The organism is Nitrospirillum amazonense, from assembly GCF_029594735.1.
Classification (GTDB): Bacteria; Pseudomonadota; Alphaproteobacteria; order Azospirillales; family Azospirillaceae; genus Nitrospirillum; species Nitrospirillum amazonense.
The window spans coordinates 1,844,619-1,866,803 of the sequence record NZ_JARPAF010000002.1 but is presented as its reverse complement, the minus strand read 5'-3'; the positions used below and the strand labels follow the sequence as shown (position 1 = coordinate 1,866,803).

The following is a 22,185-nucleotide window of genomic DNA, read 5'->3' as shown; positions in this document are numbered from 1 at the left end:
TAGAGGTTGCAAGTTAAAACCTCAAGCGTTATGCCTCGTATGGTTTTAACTTGAAACCATATCGGAGCGACCACCATGATTCCCGCCGATGCCACCTTCGACGGCACCTTTCCCTTCGCCCCCCATGTCACCGACGCCCCGGGCTTCGCCATGCACTACGTGGACGAAGGGCAGGGTGATGTGGTGCTGTGCCTGCATGGGGAGCCCACCTGGGGCTACCTGTTCCGCCATCTGATTGGCGCGTTGAGCGCCACGCACCGCGTGGTGGTGCCCGACCACATGGGCTTCGGCAAAAGCGCCACGCCGCCGGACCGCAGCTATTGGCTGCAGGATCATATCGACAATCTGGAGCGCTTCGTCCTGGCGCTGGACCTGCGCGACATCACCCTGGTGCTGCACGATTTCGGCGGGCCGATGGGCATGGGGCTGGCCGCCCGCCATCCGGATCGCATCAAGCGGGTGATCTCGACCAACGGCCCCGTGTCCTTCGGCCAAGCCGACCAGGTTGACCGGCTGTTGGCCAATGCCGCGACGGCGCCCTGGTTCCAGTGGATACTCAAGGCGCAGGCGGACGGCAGCCTGGAAACGGTGCTGGGCCAGTTGGGCTACACCATCCTCAGCACGCTGAAACTCAACGGCTTCGAGGACCACAGCCTCATCACCGATGCCTGGCTGGCAGCCTATGGCGCGCCCTTCGCCACGCCGGCGGATTGCCTGGGTGCCATCGGCTGGGCCAAGGGCTTCGCCACCGGCGCGCACCGGTTCGAAGCGCCGGACGCGGCCGCCATCCGCGCCATTCGCGCCAGGCCGGCGCTGGCCATCTGGGGGATGGCGGACCGCACCCTGCAGGGGGCGCACTTCCTGCCGCTGTTCCGCGACCTGTTCCCGGCCGCCGCCGTGCATGAATTACCCGGCGTGGGCCACTACTGCCTGGAGGACGCGCCGGACCTGATCGCCCGGCTGATCGCCGATTTCCTGCGTCAGTCGTAATAGCCCGGCGCCAACCGGAAGCGGGGCCACACCTCCGGGTCGTGGCCCGGCACCAGCGTGGCGCCGGTCCGCTCCGCCAGTGCGCGCAGCTTGGCCACGGACCGGACGGTGTCCACGGCCGACGCCAGGAAGCCCGGCAGCGCTTTCTCGTTCCAATGGTCCAGCGTGTACACAGCGTCGGCCGCCAGCAGCCAGGCACCGCTGTGGGTTAGGGTGACCAGGAAGGATTGGTGGCCCACCGAATGGCCGGGGGTCGACACCAGGCGCAAGGTCCCATCGCCGAACAGGTCAAGGCCATCGGTGGCGTCGCCCTCCAGGAAGCGCCAGTCCAGGCCGGGGCGGTCGAAATCCCGGCGGGCATAGGCGCCGGCGGCGAACCAGTCGGGGGTGAAGGCGTATTCATATTCCCGCCGCTGCACGATGTGGGTGGCGTGGGGGAAACGGCCGATGGCGCCGGTGTGGTCGGAATGCAGGTGCGACAGCGCGACATAACGGATGCCGCCCGGGGCCAGGCCCAGCGCCGCCAGCTGGGCGACGCATCCCTGTTCTGGCGTCATCACCGGCCGGAAGAGGTCGACCGTGTCGCCCCAGTAGCCGCGTGGATCCGGCAGCCCTTCGGCCGCCAGGCCGCCGTCCAGCAGGACGTTGCCCTTGGGGTGGGTCAGCAGGAACCAGGGCACCGGGATCTCATAGTCAGCGCCGCCGCCCTGATTCATGCGGATGTCGTGCGTCTTGCAGTGCTGTGTGCCGGACTGGAAGAAGTAGAGGCGGATATCGCTCATGGGGAAGTCCTTGGAATGTAGGGCTCCCTTGTGTCGGCCATCGGCATATTGGTCGGTAGGCGCGGTCTTCTGATTATTTTCATCGGAAAATCCGATAGAATGGTCTCCATGGATTTGCTGATGGCCATGCGCGTCTATGTTCGGGTGGTGGAGCGGGGCAGCCTGTCGGCCGCCGCCCGCGACCTCGGCATGGGCCAGCCGGCGGTGAGCGAACGCATTGAGCGGCTGGAGGCCCATCTGGGCAGCCGCCTGCTGCTGCGCAGCACCCGCTCGTTGTCCATGACCGATGCCGGCGCCGTCTTCTATGAACGCGCGCGGCAGACCCTGGAGGCGGCGGCCGACGCGGTCGCCGCGGTGGGCCGGGACCAGCCTTTGCGCGGCACCCTGCGCCTGGCGGCACCCCATGGCGTGGGCGAGGTGCTGCTGCCGCCTATCCTGCTGCGCCTGCGCCAGTCGCATCCCGAACTCGACATCGATCTTGTGCTGAATGATCGCGTCGTGGACCCGGTGACGGAGGGGGTGGACCTCTCCCTGCGCTTGGGGGACAGCGGGGAGGGCGGGTTCGTCGCCCGGCCCTTGGGCCATGTCCGCCGCCTGCTGGTGGCCGCGCCCGAATATATAACGCGCCACAGCGCCCCGGCGGGGCCGCAGGACCTGGGCGGTCATGACTTCGTGCGGGTCGGCGGCCTGTTCGCCAACGGCCGGCTGCCCCTGGTGGTCGATGACGGGACCGCCATCGCCGCGCCGATACGGATACGCATGAGCCTCGGCCACTGGCGGCCGGCGCACGCCCTGCTGCTGGGCGGGGCCGGTATCGGTGTGTTGCAGGCGCCGGTGTGCGCGGCGGATGTGGCGGCGGGCCGGTTGGTGCCGCTGCTGCCCGGGTATACGGTGCCGGGCTTCGACCTGCAGGCGCTCTATCCCGTCAGCCGGCAGGTGTCGCCCAAGGTGCGGATGGTGCTGGACCTGCTGCGGCAGGAACTGCCGGCGCTGCTGTGACTCTGTTCAGGGCCTGAGGATTTTCAGGGCCTGAGGATTTCCACCACCCGGGCCACGGGGCGCTCGGCGCCGGGCAGGGTGAGGGCCAGGTGGGCTAGGCGGCCATAGAGCGCCTCGCCTTCCGCCCCGCCCAGCAGGCGGACCAGTGCCGCGTCGGCCGCCAGGGTGAAGAACAGCCGCGGCCGGCTGAGGAAGGGCAGGCCGGCATCGGACAGCAGGGTGCCGAAGGGCGTCTTTTCCGCCAGCGCCTCCGCCGCCACCGGTGGGGGCAGGGCCAGCAGGTCGACGCTCAGCAGGCCCAATGCCAGCGGGCGGCCATCGGCGCGCGCTGCCAGGATGACGAGCCTGCGCAGGCGATCGAGGCCGGGGGCCTGGTCGCGGGTGCGGGCCTGGACATTGACGCCGACTGGGCCGCCGGCGTGACGGGCCAGGGCCGCGGTCATGCCGTCGACATGGTCCAGGCGCGGGCGCACCACGTCCGGCAGGGCGTCGGCGGCGACGGCAGTGATCGCCGGCGGTGCCAGGCCCAGGTCGGCATAGCTGAGGGCCAGCGCGGCGCGGGCCTCCGCCAGGGGGGGCTCAGCAGGAAGGTCGGTGGGGGCGAACATGGGCCGCACCATAGGCGTGGGGGCCCGGCACTGCCAAGCGCCCGGCGCGGGGGACCCCTTTCGTTCCCGCAGGGCGGGCGCCCGCGCTTCGGGGTTGAAATCGCCGGGGCGGCGGAGTATCACACCGGCCATCGTCAATCCCACACGTGGGCTTGCGGGGCGTCCTTATTATCTGGGCGGTCCGCTTCCGGTGTCTCAAGGCCAGGTGGCCGAGGGGCATTGCCCACGGAGGCCAAACCGGAGAAAGGTTCCGTTTCATGGCTATGCCTACCTTTACCATGCGCCAGCTGCTGGAAGCCGGCGTGCATTTCGGTCACCACACCCGTCGCTGGAACCCGAAGATGGCCCCGTACATCTTCGGTGTGCGCAACGGCGTGCACATCATCGACCTGGAGCAGTCGGTTCCCATGCTGCACCGCGCCATGCAGGCTGTGCGTGACGTGGTCGCCGGCGGTGGCCGCGTCCTGTTCGTCGGCACCAAGCGCCAGGCCCAGGAGAAGGTGGCCGAGGCTGCTGGCCGTTGCGGCCAGTACTACGTCAACCACCGTTGGCTCGGCGGCATGCTGACCAACTGGAAGACCATCTCCCAGTCCATTAAGCGCCTGCGCGAGATGGATGAGCTGCTGGGCGGCCAGATCGCCGGCCTGACCAAGAAGGAACTGCTGAACCGCACCCGTGACCGCGACAAGCTGGAGCGGGCGCTGGGCGGCATCAAGGAGATGGGCGGCCTGCCGGACATCCTGGTCATCATCGACACCAACAAGGAGTCGCTGGCCGTTCAGGAAGCCAACAAGCTGGGCATCCCCGTGGTGGCCGTGCTGGACAGCAACAGCAACCCCGACGGCGTGACCTTCCCCATCCCCGGCAACGACGACGCCCTGCGCGCCATCGAGCTGTACTGCGAGCTGATCTCCGGCGCTGTGCTGGATGGCCTGCACGCTGAGATGGCCGCGTCGGGCATCGACGTCGGCGCTTCGGAAGAGGCCCCGGTGGAAGAGATCCCCGCCGAGGAAGCCGAAGTCGCGGCCGAGGCCTAAGGCTTAAGCGAACGGCCGGGCCGGGGCTCCGTTCACGGGGGTCCGGTCCGGCCGGCTTGCTGTCCGGGGGCGGTGCCCTTGGACTGTCCGGGTCCCCGGGGTGCGTCAAACCATCCCGCCCCCGGCCGACCACCGCCCCGCTTCGGGGCGGCTGTCATATGGGTGGCCCCCCGCCGGGGTGGCGACCCCACGAATTTCCGGATGCGGACGGCGACGTCCCTCCGATCCCTGATCAAAATCCCTGCGGACGCCCGTCCGCCCTGACGCGATGAGAGAGGCGAAGATGGCTGAGATTACGGCTGCGCTCGTTAAGGAGCTGCGCGAAAAGACCGGCGCCGGCATGATGGACTGCAAGAAGGCCCTGAACGAGGTCGCCGGCGACATCGAGGGCGCCGTCGACTGGCTGCGCAAGAAGGGTCTGGCCGCCGCCGCCAAGAAGGCCGGCCGCGTCGCCGCCGAGGGCCTGGTCGGTGTCGCCTCCCAGGGCACCGTCGGCGCCGCCGTCGAGATCAACGCCGAGACCGACTTCGTCGCCCGCAACGACCTGTTCCAGGCCCTGGTGTCCGGCGTGACCAAGCTGGCGCTGGCCGATGCCGACGTCGAGTCCCTGAAGGGCCAGGCTTTCGGTAACGGCCGCACCGTCGCGGAAGAGCTGACCCACCTGGTCGCCACCATCGGCGAGAACATGAACCTGCGCCGCGCCGCCCGCCTGTCGGTCACCGACGGCGTCGTCGCCACCTATGTCCACAACGCCCTGACCGGCGGCCTGGGCAAGATCGGCGTGCTGGTGGCCCTGGAGTCGACCGGCGACAAGGCCAAGCTGCAGGAGCTGGGCCGCCAGATCGCCATGCACATCGCCGCCGCCCGTCCGGAAGCCCTGGACATCGCCGACGTCGATACCGCCGCCCTGGACCGTGAGCGCAACGTGCTGGCCGACCAGGCCCGCGCCTCCGGCAAGGCCGAGGACATCATCGCGAAGATGGTGGAAGGCCGCCTGCGCAAGTACTACGAGGAAGTGGTGCTGCTGGAGCAGACCTACGTCATCGACCAGGAGACCAAGATCCGCAAGGTCGTCGAGAATGCCGCCAAGGACGTGGGCGCCCCGGTGAAGCTGACCGGCTTCGTGCGCTTCGTGCTGGGCGACGGCATCGAAAAGGAAGAGAGCGATTTCGCGGCCGAAGTGGCCTCGATGGCGCGCTGATCCCACAGCCGACTTGAGTTGAGTATGACCGGCGCGTCCAGTGATGGGCGCGCCGGTTTCTTGGGTGCCCCCACCATGGCGGCGCCCCCCGGCCATCCCCGGCACCATTTCTGTGTCAGCCCCGGATGGCGATTTTCCTGACAATTCCAGGTGAGTAGAGTGGCCGCCGGCGTGATCGTCCGCGCCGCTCTTTCGTGTGCCTCGGACCCGGCGTCATTTTGACGGCACAATTCGGGGCTCTGTTGTGCTGCCCTCCCGCAACGCCAGACTTGGCGGCGGGGGCAAGTTTGCAGTAGAGCTAACCCGGATCTGACCCCGGACACTCGTGGCTTCCCAACCCGGCTTGCCGCCGGGCCCACCAACTGGCGAGAGGACCTGACCCCGTGGCTGCCCGATACAAACGCGTGCTATTGAAAATCTCGGGCGAGGCGCTGATGGGGGACCGTGAATTCGGTCTCGACCAGAAGGTCGTCAACCGCGTCGCCAACGAGGTGAAGACCGTCGTCCAGATGGGTGTCGAGGTTTGCCTGGTCATCGGCGGCGGCAACATTTTCCGTGGCGTCTCGGGCGCCGCGTCTGGCATGGAACGCGCCACGGCCGACAACATGGGCATGCTGGCCACCGTCATGAACGCCTTGGCCATGCAGAGCGCGCTGGAGCGCATCGACGTGCCCACCCGCGTGCAGTCCGCCATCCCCATGGCCAGCGTGTGTGAGCCCTTCATCCGCCGCCGCGCCGTGCGCCACATGGAAAAGGGCAGGGTGGTGATTTTCGCCGCCGGCACCGGCAACCCCTTCTTCACCACCGACACGGCCGCGGCATTGCGCGCCTCGGAAATGGGCTGCGAGGCCCTGCTGAAGGGCACCAAGGTGGATGGCGTCTACACCGCCGATCCCAAGAAGGATCCCACGGCCGAGCGCCTGAGTTCCCTGAGCTACCTACACGTGCTGTCCAACGACCTGCAGGTCATGGACGCGACGGCGATTTCGCTGGCGCGTGAGAACAACATTCCTATTCTCGTCTTTTCCATCCATCAGGAAGGCGGTTTCGCCGAAGTCATGGATGGAAGGGGTCATTTCACGATCATTACGGAAGAAGAGGCTTGAACGTGGCCGCCCCCGATATCGATGGCATCAGCCGGCGCATGGATGGCGCCGTTGACAACCTGCGCAAGGAATTTGCCGGCCTGCGCACCGGCCGCGCGTCGGCCAACCTGCTGGATCCGGTGCAGGTGGAGGCCTACGGCTCCAGCATGCCCCTGAACCAGGTCGCCACCGTCAGCGTGCCTGAGCCCCGGCTGATCACCGTGCAGGTGTGGGACCGCAGCATGGTGAAGGCCACCGAGAAGGCCATCCGCGAGGCCGGCCTGGGCCTGAACCCGCAGACCGACGGCAACACCATCCGCGTGCCGATCCCGGACCTGAACCAGGAACGCCGCCAGGAACTGGTGAAGGTGGCCAACAAGTATGCCGAGCAGGCCCGCGTCGCCGTGCGCAATGTGCGCCGCGACGGCATGGACCACCTGAAGAAGCTGCAGAAGGACGGTGACCTGTCCGAGGACGAGCACAAGACGTGGTCGGACAAGGTGCAGGCCCTGACCGACGCGCACATCAAGAAGATCGATGAGGCGTTCGCAGCCAAGGAAAAGGACATCACCCAGATCTGAGGTGGCGTCCCAGGTTCGCTTTCATTTCTACCCGTCCCGGTTCCTGTTTCTTCGAGAGTCCCATGTCCGGTGCCGCAGTGCCCCTGAACGTCCGCCCGCCCGCCCATATCGCCATCATCATGGATGGCAATGGGCGCTGGGCGACGCGCCGGGGCCTGCCCCGCACCGCCGGCCACAAAAAGGGTGTGGAGGCGGTGCGGCGTGTGCTGGAGGCGGCGCGGGAACTGGGCGTGTCCTACCTCACCCTGTTCAGCTTCTCGTCCGAGAACTGGAGCCGGCCCGAGGGCGAGGTCAGCGAACTGATGCACCTGCTGCGGTTCTACCTGCGGGGGGAGATCGCCACCCTGCACAAGAACGGCGTGCGGCTGCGCATCATCGGCGACCGGTCGCGCCTGGCGCCCGACATCGTCACGCTGATCCAGAACGCCGAGGCCCTGACGGCCAACAACACCGGCCTGACGTTGGTGATGGCGCTCAGCTACGGCTCGCGCCAGGAAATCGCCAACGCCGCCCGCCATTTGGCGGAAGAGGTGAAGGCCGGGCGCATGACGGCCGACCAGGTGACGGTGGAAAGCCTGGGCGCCTCGCTCTATACCCAGGACATCCCCGATCCGGACCTGGTGATCCGCACCAGCGGGGAAAAGCGCATCAGCAATTTCCTGCTGTGGCAGATGGCCTATGCGGAGCTGGTGTTCGTGGAAACGCTGTGGCCGGATTTCGGTCGCCAGGAATTGGATGACGCCATCCAGGAATTCCATCGGCGCGACCGCCGGTATGGGGCAACGGTTGGAACGCGCTGAAGGGCTGTTGGCCAAGCTGCCGGGTGATCTGAAGACCCGTATCTTCTCCGCTTTGGTCCTGGGGCCCCCGGTCCTGGTGGCCGTGTGGCTGGGCGGCATCGTCTTCCAGCTGGTGCTGGTGGCGGTCGCCGTCATCGCCGGTCTGGAATGGCTGCGCCTGGTGGTGCCGGGGCGCCAGCCCTGGGCCACGACCATGGGGCTGATGACCATCCTGGTCACCCTCAGTGGCGAGTTCGTGGCCGGGCCGCTGTACGGCCTGGTTCTGCTGGCGGCGCAGACAGCGCTGCTGTGGTGGGCCGCCGCTGGCGGTCATCCGCGCGTGCCGGAGGCGGAGGGCGCGGGGGCCAACGAGGGGGGGGAGGCCGGCCGGCTGCCGGCGCCCATCCTGTTCGCGCTGATCGTGCCTTACGTCGGCGGCGGCTGTCTGGCTCTGGACTGGATCCGCAACCGGGCGGGCCCTGACGCCCCCTGGCTGTTTCTGTTCCTGCTGCTGGCCATCTGGGCCACCGACATCGGCGCCTATGCCGCCGGCCGCACCATCGGGGGCCCCAAGCTGGCGCCACGCATCAGCCCGAAGAAGACCTGGGCGGGCCTTTTGGGCGGCATGGCGGCCGCGGCTTTGGTAGGTTTGGCCCTGTCGCCGCTGGCCACCGTGTCCTCGCCCGGCGCCGGCGCCCTGGTGGCGGCCGTCATCGCGGTGGTGGGCCAGGCAGGCGACCTGTTCGAATCGTATATGAAGCGCCGGTGCGACGTGAAGGACAGCGGCTCGCTGATCCCCGGGCATGGCGGATTGTTGGATCGCATTGATGGGCTGGTCATGGCGGCGCCGGTGTTCGCGCTGTTCCACGCCCTGATTGGGGAGAATGGGTCATGGTGGTGAGTTCCCTGCAGGCCATTGCGGCGCCCAAGAGGGGGGCAGCGGAGGCGGCGGCCGCCGCCGTTCCCGCCGCGCGCACGGTGACCATCCTGGGCTCCACCGGCTCGGTGGGCTGCAACACGGTCGAGCTGGTCGCGGCCGATCCGGAGAAGTACCAGGTCGAGGCGCTGGTCGCCCGCAAGAACGTGGACCTGCTGGCCCGCCAGGCCAAGGAGCTGCGCGCCAAGGCCGCCGTGGTGGCGGATGAGGCCCACTACGCGGCCTTGAAGGACGCGCTCTCCGGCACCGGCATCGAGGTCGCCGCCGGCGCCCAGGCGGTGGTGGAAGCCGCCGCGCGGCCTGCGGACTGGGTCATGGCCGCCATCGTCGGCGCCGCCGGCATGGAGCCGACGCTGGCCGCCGCCCGCCGCGGCGCCACCGTGGCCTTCGCCAATAAGGAGGTGCTGGTCTGCGCCGGCTCGCTGATGATGGCCGAGGTGAAGCGCCATGGCGCCACCCTGCTGCCGGTGGACAGCGAGCACAGCGCCATCTTCCAGGTCTTCGACTCCGAGCGGGTGGAGGGCGTGAGCCGCCTGATCCTGACCGCCTCGGGCGGCCCCTTCCGCAACAAGACGCGCGAGGACATGGCCCGTGCCACGGTGAAGGAGGCGGTGGCCCACCCCACCTGGGACATGGGCGCCAAGATCTCGGTCGACAGCGCCACCATGATGAACAAGGGGCTGGAGGTCATCGAGGCCCACCATCTGTTCGGCATGCCCGAGGATAAGATCGACGTGCTGGTCCACCCGCAGTCGGTGGTGCACAGCCTGGTGGAATATGTCGATGGTTCCGTCCTGGCGCAGCTGGGCACGCCGGACATGCGCACGCCCATCGCCGTGGCCCTGGGCTGGCCGCGCCGCATCGCCACCCCGGGTGATCGCCTGGATCTGGTGACCGCCGGCCATCTGGAGTTCTACGCGCCCGATCCGGAGAAGTTCCCGGCGCTGCGCCTGGCGCGCGAGGCCATGCGGGCCGGCGGCTGCGCCGCCTGTGTCATGAACGCCGCCAATGAGGTGGCCGTGGCCGCTTTCCTGGATGGCCGCATCGGCTTCCTGGATATCGAGCGTATTGTCGAGCACGCGATGACGACGGTGCCGCATTCCCGCCTTAATTCACTGGACGATGTGCGCGAAGTCGATACCGTTGCGCGGCGGGTTGCGGCTGAAGCGATTCAGGCGCGATAGGAAACGGGGGTCCCGGCCGTTCAAGGATGACCGGGGCCTGCCGGCCAGGTTGCGAAGCCGCTGCCGGTGACGTTTTGTTCACCAACGCGGCGCACCATCGCGACCAGGCAAACAGGCCCTCTTCTCATGCGTGTCCCAGTTTTTCGCGCCGGAAGGCGGGGTGAGGCGGGGAAGCCCTGAAGGAGGGGGTGTTATTGGAGTTTGGGACGATGCATCAGATCGTGAACTACGCCAGCACCTATGGGGGCACCTTCCTGGTGGTCTTGACCGTCCTCGTGTTCGTGCACGAGTTCGGCCATTACTACATCGCGCGCCGCAACGGCGTGCGGGTGGATGTGTTCTCCATCGGCTTCGGTCCGGAAATCTGGGGTTTCAACGACCGCGCCGGCACGCGCTGGAAGTTCAGCCTGATCCCGCTGGGCGGCTACGTGAAGATGTTCGGTGACGCCGATGCCGCCAGCCGGCCCGGCGCCGAGACCCGCTCCATGACGCCGGAAGAACGCGCGGTATCCTTCCACTACAAGCGGGTGGGCCAGCGCGCCGCCATCGTGGTGGCGGGCCCCATGGCCAATTTCTTGTTCGCCATCGTGGCCCTGTCGCTGCTGTTCATGTTCTACGGCCAGCCCTACACGCCCGCCGTGCTGCAACAGGTGGAGCCCGACAGCGCCGCCGCGGTGGCCGGCCTGCAGGCGGGCGACCGCGTGCTGGAACTGGGCGGCCACAAGATCGAGCGGTTCGAGGATCTGCAGCAGATCATCGCCCTTAATCCGGATGTGACGCTGGATGTGAAGGTGCAGCGCGGCGACGCGCAGATGGATCTGCGCGTCACGCCGCGCGCCGTGGAATCGGAAGACCGCTTCGGCAACAAGAGCCGCATCGGCCGCCTGGGCGTCATCCGCGGGCAGGACGAATACCACCGCCGCGACCCGCTGAACGCCGTGTGGGCGGCGTGCAAGGCGACCTGGGCCCTGATCACCGGCACGCTGGACGCCGTGGGTCAAATGATCGCGGGCAGCCATGGCACCGAGGATCTGGGCGGGCCGCTGCGCATCGTGCAGATGTCCGGGCAGATGGCGCAGTTGGGCTTGGTCCAGGTCATCTGGTTCATGACCGTGCTGTCGGTGAACCTGGGCCTGATCAATCTCTTCCCCGTCCCCATGCTGGACGGCGGGCATCTTATGTACTATGGCCTGGAAGCTTTGCGGGGCCGTCCCCTGGGCGAGCGCGCTCAGGAATATGGTTTCCGGATCGGCCTGGCTTTGGTACTTAGTCTCATGATTTTCGCCACTTGGAACGATCTGATCCACTTTGGCGTGGGCAGTTTCGTTAAGTCTCTGATTTCCAAAGTTTGACCGGGGGAAATAATTGGGTTCGGTTTCGAGAGTAGCGGCGCTGTGCCTGGCTATCGCCGGCACCACCGCAACGTCAGCTGTCGCTCTTTCGTCCGGTGCCTGGGCTCAGGAGATCCTGTCCGGTGGCGTCATCAAGGACATCCGCGTCGAAGGCACCCAGCGTATCGAGCAGGCCACGGTCCGCTCCTACCTGGTCGTGTCGCAGGGTGATGCCTTCAATCCGGACAAGATCGATGAATCGCTGAAGGCCCTGTTCGCCACCGGCCTGTTCGCCGACGTGACCCTGCGCCGCGACGGCGACACCCTGGTGGTGGCCGTGGTCGAGAACCCGATCATCAACCGCGTGGTCTTCGAAGGGAACAAGCGCGTCAAGACCGAGGACCTGCAGTCCGAAGTCCAGCTGCGCTCGCGCCTGGTGTTCACCCGGTCCCGCGTGCAGCAGGACGTGCAGCGCATGCTGGACGTCTACCGCCGTAACGGCCGTTTCGCCGCGCGCATCGAACCCAAGATTGTCCAGCTGGAACAGAACCGCGTCGACCTCGTGTTCGAGATCGACGAAGGCCCGCTGACCGGCGTGCAGCTGATCAGCTTCATCAACAACAACATCTATGACGACAGCGAACTGCGTGACGTCATGGTGACCAAGGAATCGCGTTGGTGGCGCTTCCTGTCCAGCGACGACACCTACGACCCCGATCGTCTGGCCTATGACAAGGAACAGATCCGCCGCTTCTACTTCCGCAACGGCTACCCCGATTTCCGGGTGATGTCGTCGGTCGCGGAACTGACGCCGTCGCGCGACAAGTTCTTCATCACCATGGCCCTGGACGAGGGTAAGCGCTACAAGTTCGGCAAGATCGAACTGACCAGCGCCATCAAGGACATCGATCTGGCGCCCCTGCGGGAGGTGATCGAGACCAAGGAAGGCGACTGGTTCAACGCCGACAAGATCGAAAGCACGATCAACAAGCTGCAGGACAAGCTGGGCGACCAGCAGTACGCGTTCGTGCAGGTGGATCCCAATGAGGAACGCCACGCCGACACGCAGACCGTCGACCTGCACTTCGAGATCAACCCCAGCCCGCGCGTGTTCGTCGAGCGCATCGACATCAACGGCAACCTCATCACCCTGGACAAGGTGGTGCGGCGCGAGCTGCTGCTGGCCGAAGGCGACCCCTTCAACGCGTCCAAGGTCAAGCGCTCCGAGCAGCGCGTGAAGGATCTGGGCTTCTTCGACGACGTCAAGATCAAGCCGAGCGAAGGCAGCACGCCCGACCAGGCGGTGCTGACCGTCGACCTCAGCGAGCAGTCCACCGGCGAAATCCAGGTGGGCCTGGGTTACTCCACCACCGAAGGCGCGCTGATCGATTTCTCGATCCGCCAGCGCAACTTCCTGGGTACGGGCCAAGACATCCGTTTCTCGACGATGTGGTCCTACTACTCCAAGGAATTCACCATCTCCTATACCGATCCCTATTTCATGAACCGGGATCTGGCGATGGGCGTGGACCTGTTCCGCACGGACCGCAACGCCAACACGACGGAAGAGTCCTACAGCTACGACATGTCCAGTACGGGCTTCGACATCCGTGCCGGCTTCCCCATCTCCGACCGCTTGCGCGAACTGGTGACCTACACGCTGTCCCACACCCGGATCAGCGACATCACCTATGAAACCACGCGCTTTGTGCAGGAGCAGGTGGGCGCGACGACCACCTCGTCCGTCCAGTCGGCCCTGACGTTCGATGCCCGTGACAGCCGCCTGAAGCCGACCTCCGGCTACTATTTCACCGTCACCAACCAGGTGGCGGGCCTGGGTGGCAGCGTGCACTTCCTGCGCAACCGTCTGACCTCGGGCATCTACTTCCCGCTGTTCAGCAATGTCGTGCTGAAGGTCGAAGGTGAAATCGGCTACATCCTGGGCTTGGGCGGCGAATTCGTGCGCATTCAGGACCGCTTCTTCTTGGGTGGCGATACCCTGCGCGGCTTCCAGGTGGCCGGCGTCGGCCCCCGCGCCTTCAGCAGCAACGGCGGCAACGACGCCCTGGGCGGCAAGCGGCTGGTGCGCGGCACATCGGAAGTCACCTTCCCGCTGGGCCTGCCGGAGGAACTGGGCGTGGACTTCCACGTCTTCACCGATATCGGTGCCCTGGACCAGAGCGGTGAGTCGCCGTTGCCGGGTGACGATTTCCATGATGAGTTCGCGTTCCGCGCCTCCTCGGGCGTGGGCGTGTCGTGGAAGTCGCCGTTCGGCCCCATCCGCATCGACCTGGCCTATCCGTGGATGAAGAAGAGCTACGACCGCATTCAGCAGTTCCGCTTCAGCTTCGGTTCGCAGTTCTAAGAACGAAGGGACGGGACAAGATGGCGTTCGCACGCCGCACCACACCCCCGGCCGTTTGCCTTTCCCATGCGAGGGCCGCCTTGGCGGCCCTCGTTCTTGGTTTTGGGGGCTTGGCGCCCTTGGAGGCCGCCTTGGCGGCAGCCCCGGCCAAGGCGGCGGCCAAGCCCGTGGCTAGCGACAGCCAGCAGAAGCCGGTGACGAACATCGCCGTGGTCGACGTGCAGTTCCTGCTGGAAAAGTGCTCCGCCATGCAGAGCATGAAGCGACAGGACAGCGAGCAGACGCAGAAGTTCCAGGCGGAGCAGTCGCAGCAGGAACAGTTCCTGCGGCAGGCGGAAAAGGAACTGGCCAGCCAGCGGACCAAGCTGGGGCAGGAGGACTTCGACGCCAAGCGCAAGGATTTCGAACAGCAGGTGGCGGAGGTGCAGCGGCGCCTGCAGGAACGCAAGCGCCAGTTGGACAACGCCTTCGCCGCCGCCAGCGCCCAACTGCGCGACAACATGGTGCGCGTGGTGGGCGAGGTGGCGCGCGAGAACGGCTTCACGCTGGTCATTCCGCGCTCCAACATCATCTACATGGCGGACGACGCGCTGGACATCACCAACACCGTGTTGTCACGCTTGAACGCCACGTTGCCGCAGATCACGGTCAACGTTCCGAACTGACCGGCACCCGGGCGCCCTCTCGAAGGGATGGCGCGTCCGGGCGCGGTCGCTGCCGTTGAAAGGTGCCGTTCCCATGGCCGATCCCCGTTTCTTCAACCGGGCCGGGCCCTATACCCTTGCCGAGCTGGCGCGGCGCTCCGGCGCCGAGGTGGCGCCGGGCAGCGACCCGGACCTGATGCTGAATGACGTCGCCGCGTTGGATACCGCGGAGCCGGGCCAGCTGAGCTTCCTGGACAACAAGAAATACGTGGCCGCCTTCAGCGCCACGCGGGCGGGCGCGGTGGTGGTGCATCCGGCGCTCGCGCCCAAGGCGCCGGCGGGCGTGGCGCTGCTGTTGTCGCGCAACCCTTACAAGGCCTACGCCTTGTGCGCCCAGGCCTTCTATCCGGCGACCGCCCCGTCAGGGACGATCAGCGTCGGCGCCCATGTCGACCCCAGCGCCGAGGTGGGTGAGGGGACGGACATCGCGGCGGGCGCGGTGGTGGAGGCGGGGGCCGTCATCGGCGCCCGCTGCCGCATTGGCCCCAACGCCACCATCGGCGTGAACGTGCGGCTGGGGGACGACACCGTCATCGGCGCCAATGCCTCGCTGACCCACTGCATCCTGGGGTCTCGGGTCACGATATATCCCGGCGCCCGCATCGGCCAGGACGGCTTCGGCTTCGCCATGGATCTGGCCGGCCACGTGCGCGTGCCGCAGATGGGCCGGGTGCTGATCGAGGATGACGTGGAAATCGGTGCCAACGCCACGGTGGACCGGGGGGCCGGGCCCGACACGGTCATTGGACGGGGCTGTATGATTGATAATTTGGTGCAAATCGGGCACAACGTGCACCTCGGTGCCGGCTGCGTCATCGTGGCCCAGGCGGGGATATCGGGCAGCACCAAGCTGGATCATCATGTCGTGCTGGCGGCACAGGCCGGCGTGACGGGGCATTTGAAGATCGGCGCCGGCGCGCAGATCGCGGCACAAAGCGGTGTCATGCGGGACGTGGGGCCGGGGGAAAAGGTCGGCGGTTCGCCGGCCGTGCCCATGCGGCAATGGTTGCGCCAGGTAGCGGCGCTGGGCCGCCTGGTGCGGGGTAGGAATGAAGGTGATGGACGTGACGACTGAAGAGCAGAAGGTTCCTGGCAAGGTACCCGATTTGGACATCCTGCGGATCATGCAGATGATCCCGCACCGCTATCCTATGCTGTTGATCGACAAGATCGTCGACATCATCACGGGTGAGAGCTGCACGGGCATCAAGAACGTCACGATCAACGAGCCGTTCTTCACCGGCCACTTCCCGCAGAAGCCCGTCATGCCGGGCGTCATGATCGTGGAGGCCATGGCCCAGACCTCGGCCGTGCTGGTCATGCACACGCTGGGTGAGTCGGCGGAAGGCAAGCTGGTCTACTTCATGTCCATTGAGGAGGCAAAGTTCCGCCGCCCGGTGGTGCCGGGCGACCGTGTCGAGATCAAGGTCCAGAAGATCCAGAACCGCCGCAACGTGTGGAAGTTCAAGGGTGAGGCCTGGGTGGACGGCCAGCTGTGCGCCGAGGCCACCTACGCCGCCATGATCGTGATGGACAGCTAGGCCTTATCCGTGATGAGCGAGACCGTGATCCACCCGACCGCCGTGGTCGATGCCGGCGCCCAGATCGGCGCCGGGGTCAAGATCGGCCCCTACTGCGTGGTCGGTGCCCACGTCACGCTGGGGGACGGCGTCGATCTGAAAAGCCATGTGGTGGTGGAAGGCCGCACCCAAGTGGGCGCCGGCACCGTCATCTATCCCTTCGCCTCCATCGGTCACGCCCCCCAGGACCTGAAGTTCAAGGGGGAGCCGGCGGAGCTGATCATCGGCCGCAACAACCGGATCCGTGAGCATGTGACCATGCACATCGGCACCGAAGGCGGCGGCATGGTCACCCGCGTGGGCGATGGCTGCCTGTTCATGGCCTCGTCCCACGTGGCGCACGACTGCATCGTGGGCGACAACGTCATCCTGGCCAACAACGCCACCCTGGGCGGCCATGTCGAGGTGGGGGACAACGCCATCCTGGGGGGGCTCTCGGCCGTGCACCAGTGGGTGCGCATCGGCGCCCACGCTATGATCGGCGGCATGTCGGGCGTGGAAAGCGACGTCATTCCCTATGGCCTGGTGAAGGGCGACCGCGCCTTCCTGGCTGGGCTGAACCTGGTGGGGCTGACCCGCCGCGGCTTCACCCGCGAGGATGTGAACGCCCTGCGCACCGCCTTTGATGGCATCTTCGGCCATGAAGGCACGCTGGCCGACCGCATGGCGGCGGTGGAAAGCGCGCACCCCACGCCCGTGGTCGGGGAAGTGCTGGCCTTTATCCGCGGCCGTGGCGGCCGCGCCCTGTGCCAGCCGCGCTGATGCCGGACACCCCCGTAAAACTGGGGATCCTGGCGGGGGGCGGCGACCTGCCCAGCCGGCTGGTCGACACCTGCCGCGCCCTGGGGCGCCCGGTTTTCGTCGTGGCCCTCGACGGCCAAGGCGCCACCGTGCCCCCTGACGTGCCCCAGGCGACCTTCCGCATCGGCGCCGCCGGCGCCATCCTGGACCGGCTGCGCGCCGAAGGCGTGGGGGAGATCGTGCTGGCCGGCCGCGTGCGCCGGCCCAGCCTGGCCGAAATGCGCCCCGACTGGTTCGCCGCCAAGTTCTTCGCCCGCATCGGCGCCAAGGCGTTGGGCGATGACGGCATCCTGCGCGCCCTGGTGGCGACGCTGGAGGAGGAGGGGTTCGCCGTCGTGGCCGTGCAAACCCTGGTGCAGGGGCTGCTGAGCCCCGCCGGCCCCATGGGCGCCCTGGCGCCTGACGCCGCTGCCGAGGCCGACATCCACCACGGCGTGGCCGTGGCCCGCACCCTGGGCCTGCTGGACGTGGGCCAGGCGGTGGTGGTGCAGCAGGGCTTGGTGCTGGGGGTTGAGGCCATCGAGGGCACCGACGCCCTGATCGAACGCTGCGGCGGGCTGCGCCGCGAGGGGCCTGGCCCCATCCTGATCAAAATGCGCAAACCCCAGCAGGACATCCGCCTGGATCTGCCCACCATCGGCGTTACAACGGTGCAGAAGGCGGCGGCCCATGGCTTCCGCGGCATCGCGGTGGAGGCTGGCGGCACCCTGACCTTGGGCACTGAACAGGTGGCCCAGGCGGCGGATGCCGCCGGCCTGTTTGTCACCGGTATCGTTACGGAGGCGGTATGAACGAGGATGTGCCTTTGGTCTTCCTCGTCGCGGGGGAACCGTCGGGCGACGTGCTGGGCGGCCGGCTCATGCTGGCCCTGAAGCAGGAAACATTTGGCGCCATCCGCTTCGCCGGCATCGGCGGGGAGCGCATGAAGGCGCAAGGCCTGAAAAGCCTGTTCCCTATGGAGGAATTGGCCCTGTTCGGCCTGGCGGAACTGCTGCCCAAGCTGCCCAGCCTGCTGCGGCGTATGAAGCAGACGGAACAGGCCATCCTGGACATGAAGCCGGCGGCGGTGGTGACCATCGACGCGCCGGACTTCTGCTTCCGCGTGGCGCGCCGGGTCAAGAAGGCCAACCCGGACATTCCCCTGATCCATTACGTGGCGCCCACCGTCTGGGCTTGGCGTCCGGGGCGTGCCGCCAAGATCGCCAAGTTTCTGGACCATCTGCTGGCGCTGCTGCCGTTCGAACCCCCCTATTTCGAGAAGGCTGGCCTGGACTGCAGCTTCGTGGGCCACCCCATCGTGGAGAGCGGCGCCGACGCCGGCGACGCCGACCGCTTTCGCGCCAAGCACGACCTGGAATCCGACACCCGGATCGTCACCATCCTCCCGGGCAGTCGCCGCAGCGAGGTGACCAAGCTGCTGCCTGATTTCAAGGGCGCGCTGGATATCCTGGCGCCGCGCCTGCCGCGCGTGGTGGCGGCCGTGCCCACGGTGCCGGCCACCAGGGCCCTGGTGGAGGAGGCGGTGAAAAGCTGGCCGCTGCCCGCCGTGGTGGTGGAGGGCGACCAGGACAAGTACGACGCCTTCGCCGCCAGCGAGGCCGCCCTGGCCGCGTCCGGCACGGTGGCGCTGGAACTGGCGCTGGCCCGGCTGCCCGCCGTCATCGCCTATCGCATCCACCCGCTGACCTACCGGCTTTATCGCGGCCTGATCAAGGTGCGCTTCGTCAACCTGGTCAACATCATGCTGAACCGCATGCTGGTGCCGGAGTTGCTGCAGGAGGAATGCCGGCCGTCACGCCTGGCGGAGGCCTTGGGCCGCCTGCTGGACGATCCCGCCGCCCGCCAGGAACAGATCGAGGGCGTGGCCGAAGTGGCTGCCTGGCTGGGCCAGGGTGATACGCCGCCCAGCCGCCGCGCGGCTGAGGTTGTCATGCGGGTGATCCACACCCGCGCGCGCGAGGCGGAGCAGACAGGGCTCTGACGCACCATCACCAGCATGAGCCAAGCTCATGCCAGTATGCTTAACCCCTCCGGGCGGCGCGCCGGGCGCCGGCCACGCACAGCACCACGACCAAGGCCGTGCCCAGAATGGCCGGACCCACGGGTTCGCCCAGCAGCAGGGCCGCCAGGCCGAAGCTGCAAAAGGGCTGCAGCAGCTGAATCTGTCCCACCGCCGCCGTGCCGCCCAGGCCCAGGCCGTGATACCAGAAGAAAAAGCCGATCAGCATGCTGAACAGGGTGACATAGCCCAGCGCCACCCAAGCGCTCGCCGGTACGGACTGCCAGTCAGCGGGGAAGGTGGCCCAGGCCAACGGCGCCATGAGGGGCAGGGACAGCACCAGCGCCCAGCAGATGACGGGCCAGCCGCCCAGGTAGCGCGACAGCCGGGCCCCTTCCGCATAGGCCAGGCCGCAGACGATCACGGCCAGGATCATGAGCCCGTCGCCGGGCGCCAGGTGAAAGCCGCCGGCCAGGATGGCGGGCGCCAAGGCATAGGCCGCGATGGCCGCCGCACCCGCACAAGAGAACAGCCAGAAGGCCGCCCGGGGCCGGTCGCCGCCGCGCAGCGCGCCGAAGACGGCGGTGGAGATGGGCAACAGGCCGCTGAAGACGACGGCGTGCGTGCTGGGCATCCAGTGCAGGGCCAGGGCCGACAGCAGGGGGAAGCCGATGACGGCGCCCCCGGCCACCACCGCCAAGCCAGGCAGGTCGCGCGCCGAAGGCCGCCGGGGACGCAGCGCGGCCAACAGGCCCACGGCGACGACGCCGGCCAGGGCCGCCCGCGCCAGGCTGAGGAAATTGGCGTCCAGCCCGGCCAGGCCGATCTTCGTGACCGGCAGGCTGCCGCTGAAGATGATGACGCCGATCAGGCCGTAGACGAAGCCCGCGGCCGGCTGGCGCGTTGGTGCCGTGGTAAGGGGCGTGGGGACGGTGGTGTCCGTCATGGCAGGGCATCCTGGTTGGTGACGATGCCGATGCTGCCTTCCGCCGGGGTTGGTCACAAGGTATGGTGCAGTACGGTTCTAGCAAACTGTACTGGTTCAAATGGCGATACAGTCGATGGAAGCCCCTGCCGGCATGACCTTGGTGGAAACCGTCATGGCCGAGATTCACGCTAGGGTGGATGGCCGGCTGCTGGCGGCCGGCGCCCGCGCGCCCTCCATCCGCGCCTTGGCGGAGCGGTTGGGCGTGTCCAAGTCCACGGTGGTGGAGGCGTATGATCGCCTGGTGGCGGAGGGCGTGCTGCTGGCGCGCCCAGGCTCCGGCTTTTACGTCGCCAAGCGGGCGGCGCCGCTGGCGCTCATGGGCACGGCGCTCGCCGGGGCGGAGCCGCCACCGGACCGGGCGGTGGACCCGCTGTGGCTGATGCGCCAAGCCCTCGAGCCGGGCGAGGGCGTGCTGAAGCCTGGGTGCGGCTGGCTGCCGGCCGATTGGATGCCGGAACCGGCCATCCGCCGCGCCTTCCGTGCCCTGGCGCGGGCGCCGTCGGCGGCCCTGCTGGATTATGACAACCCCCTGGGCTATCCGGCCCTGCGCCGCCACTTGGCCGACCGTTTCACCGCCCGCGGCATCGCGGCCGCGGCCGACCAGATCCTGCTGACCGACAGCGGCAGCCAGGCCATCGACCTGGTCTGCCGCTACCTGCTGGAACCGGGCGACGTCGTGCTGCTGGATGACCCCTGCTACTACAACTTCAAGACCGTGGTGGGGGCCCACCGTGCCCGTGCCGTGCCGGTGCCCTACACCCCCACCGGGCCGGATCTGGCGGTCTTCGCCCAGGCGGCGGCGACCCATCGGCCGCGCCTCTACATCACCAACGCCGCCCTGCACAATCCCACCGGGGCCAGCCTGACTGCACCGGTGGCGCACAAGCTGCTGACCCTGGCGGCGGCCCACGACATCCTGATCGTCGAGGATGACATCTTCAGCGATTTCGAGGCGGAGCCGTCGCCCCGGCTGGCCGCCTTCGATGGGCTGGAGCGAGTGATCCACATCGGCAGCTTTTCCAAGACGCTGTCGGCAGCGGTACGCTGCGGCTATGTCGTGGCGCGGGATGACTGGATCCAAGGCATCGCCGACGTGAAGCTGGCCACGGCGTTCGGCAACGCCACCACCAATCCACGCATCATCCACCAGCTGCTGACCGACGGCAGCTATCGCCGGCATATGGAGGGTGTACGCGCGCGTCTGGCCGGCGCCATGGGACGTACGGTTCGCCAGCTGGAGGCCTTGGGGCTCAAGCTCTGGGTTGAGCCACGGGGTGGCATGTTCCTGTGGGCGGCCCTGCCGCCGGGCGTGTCGTCGGTGGCGTTGGCCCGCGCGGCGCTGGAGCGCGGGGTGGTGCTGGCGCCCGGTGACGTCTTCAGCCTGACCAATACCGCCGACGGCTTCCTGCGTTTCAACGTCGCCCAGTGCGACAGCCCCCGCATCTTCGAGGTGTTGGCCCAGGCGATGGAGGGGGCCTATGCCGCCCGATAGGCGCCGTCGCACAAGACCGGCGCCGTGGCGCTGACGTCCACCTCAACGGCAAGGTCCACATCATCGGCGTAGCCCCAGCCGGCCAGTTCCCGGCCCGATCGGCTGTCCCGGATGATGTCGGCTAGGTCCGGCCCAGCCGCCCTGTAGGCGTCGCGCGCCACCCGAGCCTCCGCGGAGGTCGACAGGTTCAGCGCCGCAATGATGGCGCCGGCGCCCAGCAGGTCCTCCACCGCCGGCCGCAGGCTGCCGTCCGGCCAGCGTTCACCCGCCGGGATGATGGCGATGTCGCCGCCCTCGGCCAGCATGTGGGCGTGTCGTGCGACGGCTGCGGCATTGCGCAGACAGCCCGCCAGCACCTTCGCTGTGCCGCCTGCCAGGGAAAGCCGGGAGCCATTGGGCGACGGCAGCATGAGTCGGGTACCGGACGTGATGGTGGTGAGGGAGTGGGGCGACAGGCTGAGTTGGCCGCCGGCGTTGCGCGGGGCCGCCAGCACGGCGCCCGCCTCATCAGCGGCGGTTTCGGCCGCCACCGTGTCGCCATAGGGAAAGGGCAGGATGGCCGCGCCGCGGCTGGTTGCGATATCGACGGCCGTGGAAAAGGACAGGATATCGACGATGACCAGCACCGCCACCCGATCCCGCAAGGCCTCCACGCCGGCCAAGCCCCATTCGCTGTGTACGGTTTGGCTCATGATTGTACCTTCGACGTACGCTCCGGCCATCGGCGCGACAGACTTTGTTG

22 protein-coding genes are annotated in these 22,185 nt (G+C 67.8%); 18 read left to right on the top strand and 4 right to left on the bottom strand.

Annotated elements, in window-relative coordinates; all coding sequences use genetic code 11:
- The first annotated feature begins 75 nt into the window (after positions 1-75).
- The gene (locus P5F91_RS14580) at positions 76-990 is read left to right on the top strand and encodes an alpha/beta fold hydrolase (RefSeq protein WP_145609274.1); all 915 of its coding nucleotides are present in this window, start codon (positions 76-78) and stop codon (positions 988-990) included.
- Here P5F91_RS14580 and attM read toward each other — a convergent pair.
- Positions 981-1,772: an AttM family quorum-quenching N-acyl homoserine lactonase gene (gene attM / locus P5F91_RS14575; RefSeq protein WP_145609275.1), complete on the bottom strand. Its 792-nt coding sequence runs from the start codon at positions 1,770-1,772 to the stop codon at positions 981-983. The two genes, P5F91_RS14580 and attM, sit on opposite strands and share 10 nt — an antisense overlap.
- Before the next feature lie 108 nt (positions 1,773-1,880).
- Between attM and P5F91_RS14570 the strand changes: the two genes are divergently transcribed.
- Positions 1,881-2,771 (top strand): LysR family transcriptional regulator, encoded by an 891-nt coding sequence (locus tag P5F91_RS14570; RefSeq protein ID WP_277907497.1) that lies wholly within the window; start codon positions 1,881-1,883, stop codon positions 2,769-2,771.
- A 23-nt stretch (positions 2,772-2,794) separates the two neighbouring features.
- Here P5F91_RS14570 and P5F91_RS14565 read toward each other — a convergent pair whose 3' ends face one another.
- Positions 2,795-3,379 carry a hypothetical protein gene (locus P5F91_RS14565; protein ID WP_277907495.1) on the bottom strand — a complete coding sequence of 195 codons (585 nt, stop codon included), beginning with the start codon at positions 3,377-3,379 and terminating at the stop codon, positions 2,795-2,797.
- A 257-nt stretch (positions 3,380-3,636) separates the two neighbouring features.
- On the opposite strand from P5F91_RS14565, the gene rpsB reads away from it, so the two are divergent.
- The 15 genes from rpsB (at position 3,637) to lpxB (ending at position 18,945) form a co-directional block, all read left to right on the top strand.
- Entirely contained in the window at positions 3,637-4,416 is a 780-nt protein-coding gene (rpsB, locus tag P5F91_RS14560) for a 30S ribosomal protein S2 (protein WP_040843524.1), read from the top strand.
- 283 nt (positions 4,417-4,699) lie between these two features.
- Positions 4,700-5,617: a translation elongation factor Ts gene (tsf, locus tag P5F91_RS14555; RefSeq protein WP_145609278.1), complete on the top strand. Its 918-nt coding sequence runs from the start codon at positions 4,700-4,702 to the stop codon at positions 5,615-5,617.
- 383 nt (positions 5,618-6,000) lie between these two features.
- A complete protein-coding gene (pyrH, locus tag P5F91_RS14550) occupies positions 6,001-6,723 on the top strand; it encodes a UMP kinase (protein WP_277907494.1) in 723 nt (240 codons plus the stop codon).
- A gap of 2 nt (positions 6,724-6,725) precedes the next feature.
- Positions 6,726-7,283, top strand: a complete 558-nt coding sequence (frr, locus tag P5F91_RS14545; protein WP_246134293.1) for a ribosome recycling factor — start codon at positions 6,726-6,728, stop codon at positions 7,281-7,283.
- Between the two features lie 62 nt (positions 7,284-7,345).
- Complete coding sequence (locus P5F91_RS14540; RefSeq protein WP_277907493.1) at positions 7,346-8,083, top strand: isoprenyl transferase; 738 nt, start codon at positions 7,346-7,348, stop codon at positions 8,081-8,083.
- On the top strand, positions 8,070-8,963 hold the full coding sequence (locus P5F91_RS14535; RefSeq protein ID WP_246134242.1) for a phosphatidate cytidylyltransferase: 894 nt from the start codon (positions 8,070-8,072) through the stop codon (positions 8,961-8,963). The genes P5F91_RS14540 and P5F91_RS14535 overlap by 14 nt, the downstream gene beginning before the upstream one ends.
- Complete coding sequence (locus tag P5F91_RS14530; protein ID WP_277907492.1) at positions 8,954-10,183, top strand: 1-deoxy-D-xylulose-5-phosphate reductoisomerase; 1,230 nt, start codon at positions 8,954-8,956, stop codon at positions 10,181-10,183. The genes P5F91_RS14535 and P5F91_RS14530 overlap by 10 nt, the downstream gene beginning before the upstream one ends.
- A gap of 209 nt (positions 10,184-10,392) precedes the next feature.
- Positions 10,393-11,535 (top strand): RIP metalloprotease RseP, encoded by a 1,143-nt coding sequence (gene rseP, locus P5F91_RS14525; protein WP_145609282.1) that lies wholly within the window; start codon positions 10,393-10,395, stop codon positions 11,533-11,535.
- Between the two features lie 13 nt (positions 11,536-11,548).
- Positions 11,549-13,879: an outer membrane protein assembly factor BamA gene (gene bamA, locus P5F91_RS14520; protein ID WP_145616243.1), complete on the top strand. Its 2,331-nt coding sequence runs from the start codon at positions 11,549-11,551 to the stop codon at positions 13,877-13,879.
- A 131-nt stretch (positions 13,880-14,010) separates the two neighbouring features.
- Positions 14,011-14,544, top strand: a complete 534-nt coding sequence (locus P5F91_RS14515) for an OmpH/Skp family outer membrane protein (RefSeq protein WP_186454587.1) — start codon at positions 14,011-14,013, stop codon at positions 14,542-14,544.
- A gap of 73 nt (positions 14,545-14,617) precedes the next feature.
- A complete protein-coding gene (lpxD, locus tag P5F91_RS14510) occupies positions 14,618-15,658 on the top strand; it encodes a UDP-3-O-(3-hydroxymyristoyl)glucosamine N-acyltransferase (RefSeq protein ID WP_145609285.1) in 1,041 nt (346 codons plus the stop codon).
- A complete protein-coding gene (gene fabZ / locus P5F91_RS14505) occupies positions 15,642-16,124 on the top strand; it encodes a 3-hydroxyacyl-ACP dehydratase FabZ (protein WP_004273206.1) in 483 nt (160 codons plus the stop codon). The genes lpxD and fabZ overlap by 17 nt, the downstream gene beginning before the upstream one ends.
- Positions 16,125-16,136: 12 nt before the next feature.
- Positions 16,137-16,925 carry an acyl-ACP--UDP-N-acetylglucosamine O-acyltransferase gene (gene lpxA / locus P5F91_RS14500; protein ID WP_145616248.1) on the top strand — a complete coding sequence of 263 codons (789 nt, stop codon included), beginning with the start codon at positions 16,137-16,139 and terminating at the stop codon, positions 16,923-16,925.
- Positions 16,925-17,755 carry an LpxI family protein gene (locus P5F91_RS14495; RefSeq protein ID WP_145609287.1) on the top strand — a complete coding sequence of 277 codons (831 nt, stop codon included), beginning with the start codon at positions 16,925-16,927 and terminating at the stop codon, positions 17,753-17,755. The genes lpxA and P5F91_RS14495 overlap by 1 nt, the downstream gene beginning before the upstream one ends.
- Positions 17,752-18,945: a lipid-A-disaccharide synthase gene (gene lpxB, locus P5F91_RS14490; protein WP_277907491.1), complete on the top strand. Its 1,194-nt coding sequence runs from the start codon at positions 17,752-17,754 to the stop codon at positions 18,943-18,945. The genes P5F91_RS14495 and lpxB overlap by 4 nt, the downstream gene beginning before the upstream one ends.
- Positions 18,946-18,985: 40 nt before the next feature.
- Here lpxB and P5F91_RS14485 read toward each other — a convergent pair whose 3' ends face one another.
- Complete coding sequence (locus P5F91_RS14485; protein ID WP_277907490.1) at positions 18,986-19,909, bottom strand: DMT family transporter; 924 nt, start codon at positions 19,907-19,909, stop codon at positions 18,986-18,988.
- Between the two features lie 115 nt (positions 19,910-20,024).
- Between P5F91_RS14485 and P5F91_RS14480 the strand changes: the two genes are divergently transcribed.
- Entirely contained in the window at positions 20,025-21,443 is a 1,419-nt protein-coding gene (locus P5F91_RS14480) for an aminotransferase-like domain-containing protein (RefSeq protein ID WP_277907489.1), read from the top strand.
- Here P5F91_RS14480 and P5F91_RS14475 read toward each other — a convergent pair.
- On the bottom strand, positions 21,428-22,135 hold the full coding sequence (locus tag P5F91_RS14475) for a 2-phosphosulfolactate phosphatase (RefSeq protein WP_277907488.1): 708 nt from the start codon (positions 22,133-22,135) through the stop codon (positions 21,428-21,430). The genes P5F91_RS14480 and P5F91_RS14475 overlap by 16 nt on opposite strands.
- Between the last annotated feature and the right edge of the window lie 50 nt (positions 22,136-22,185).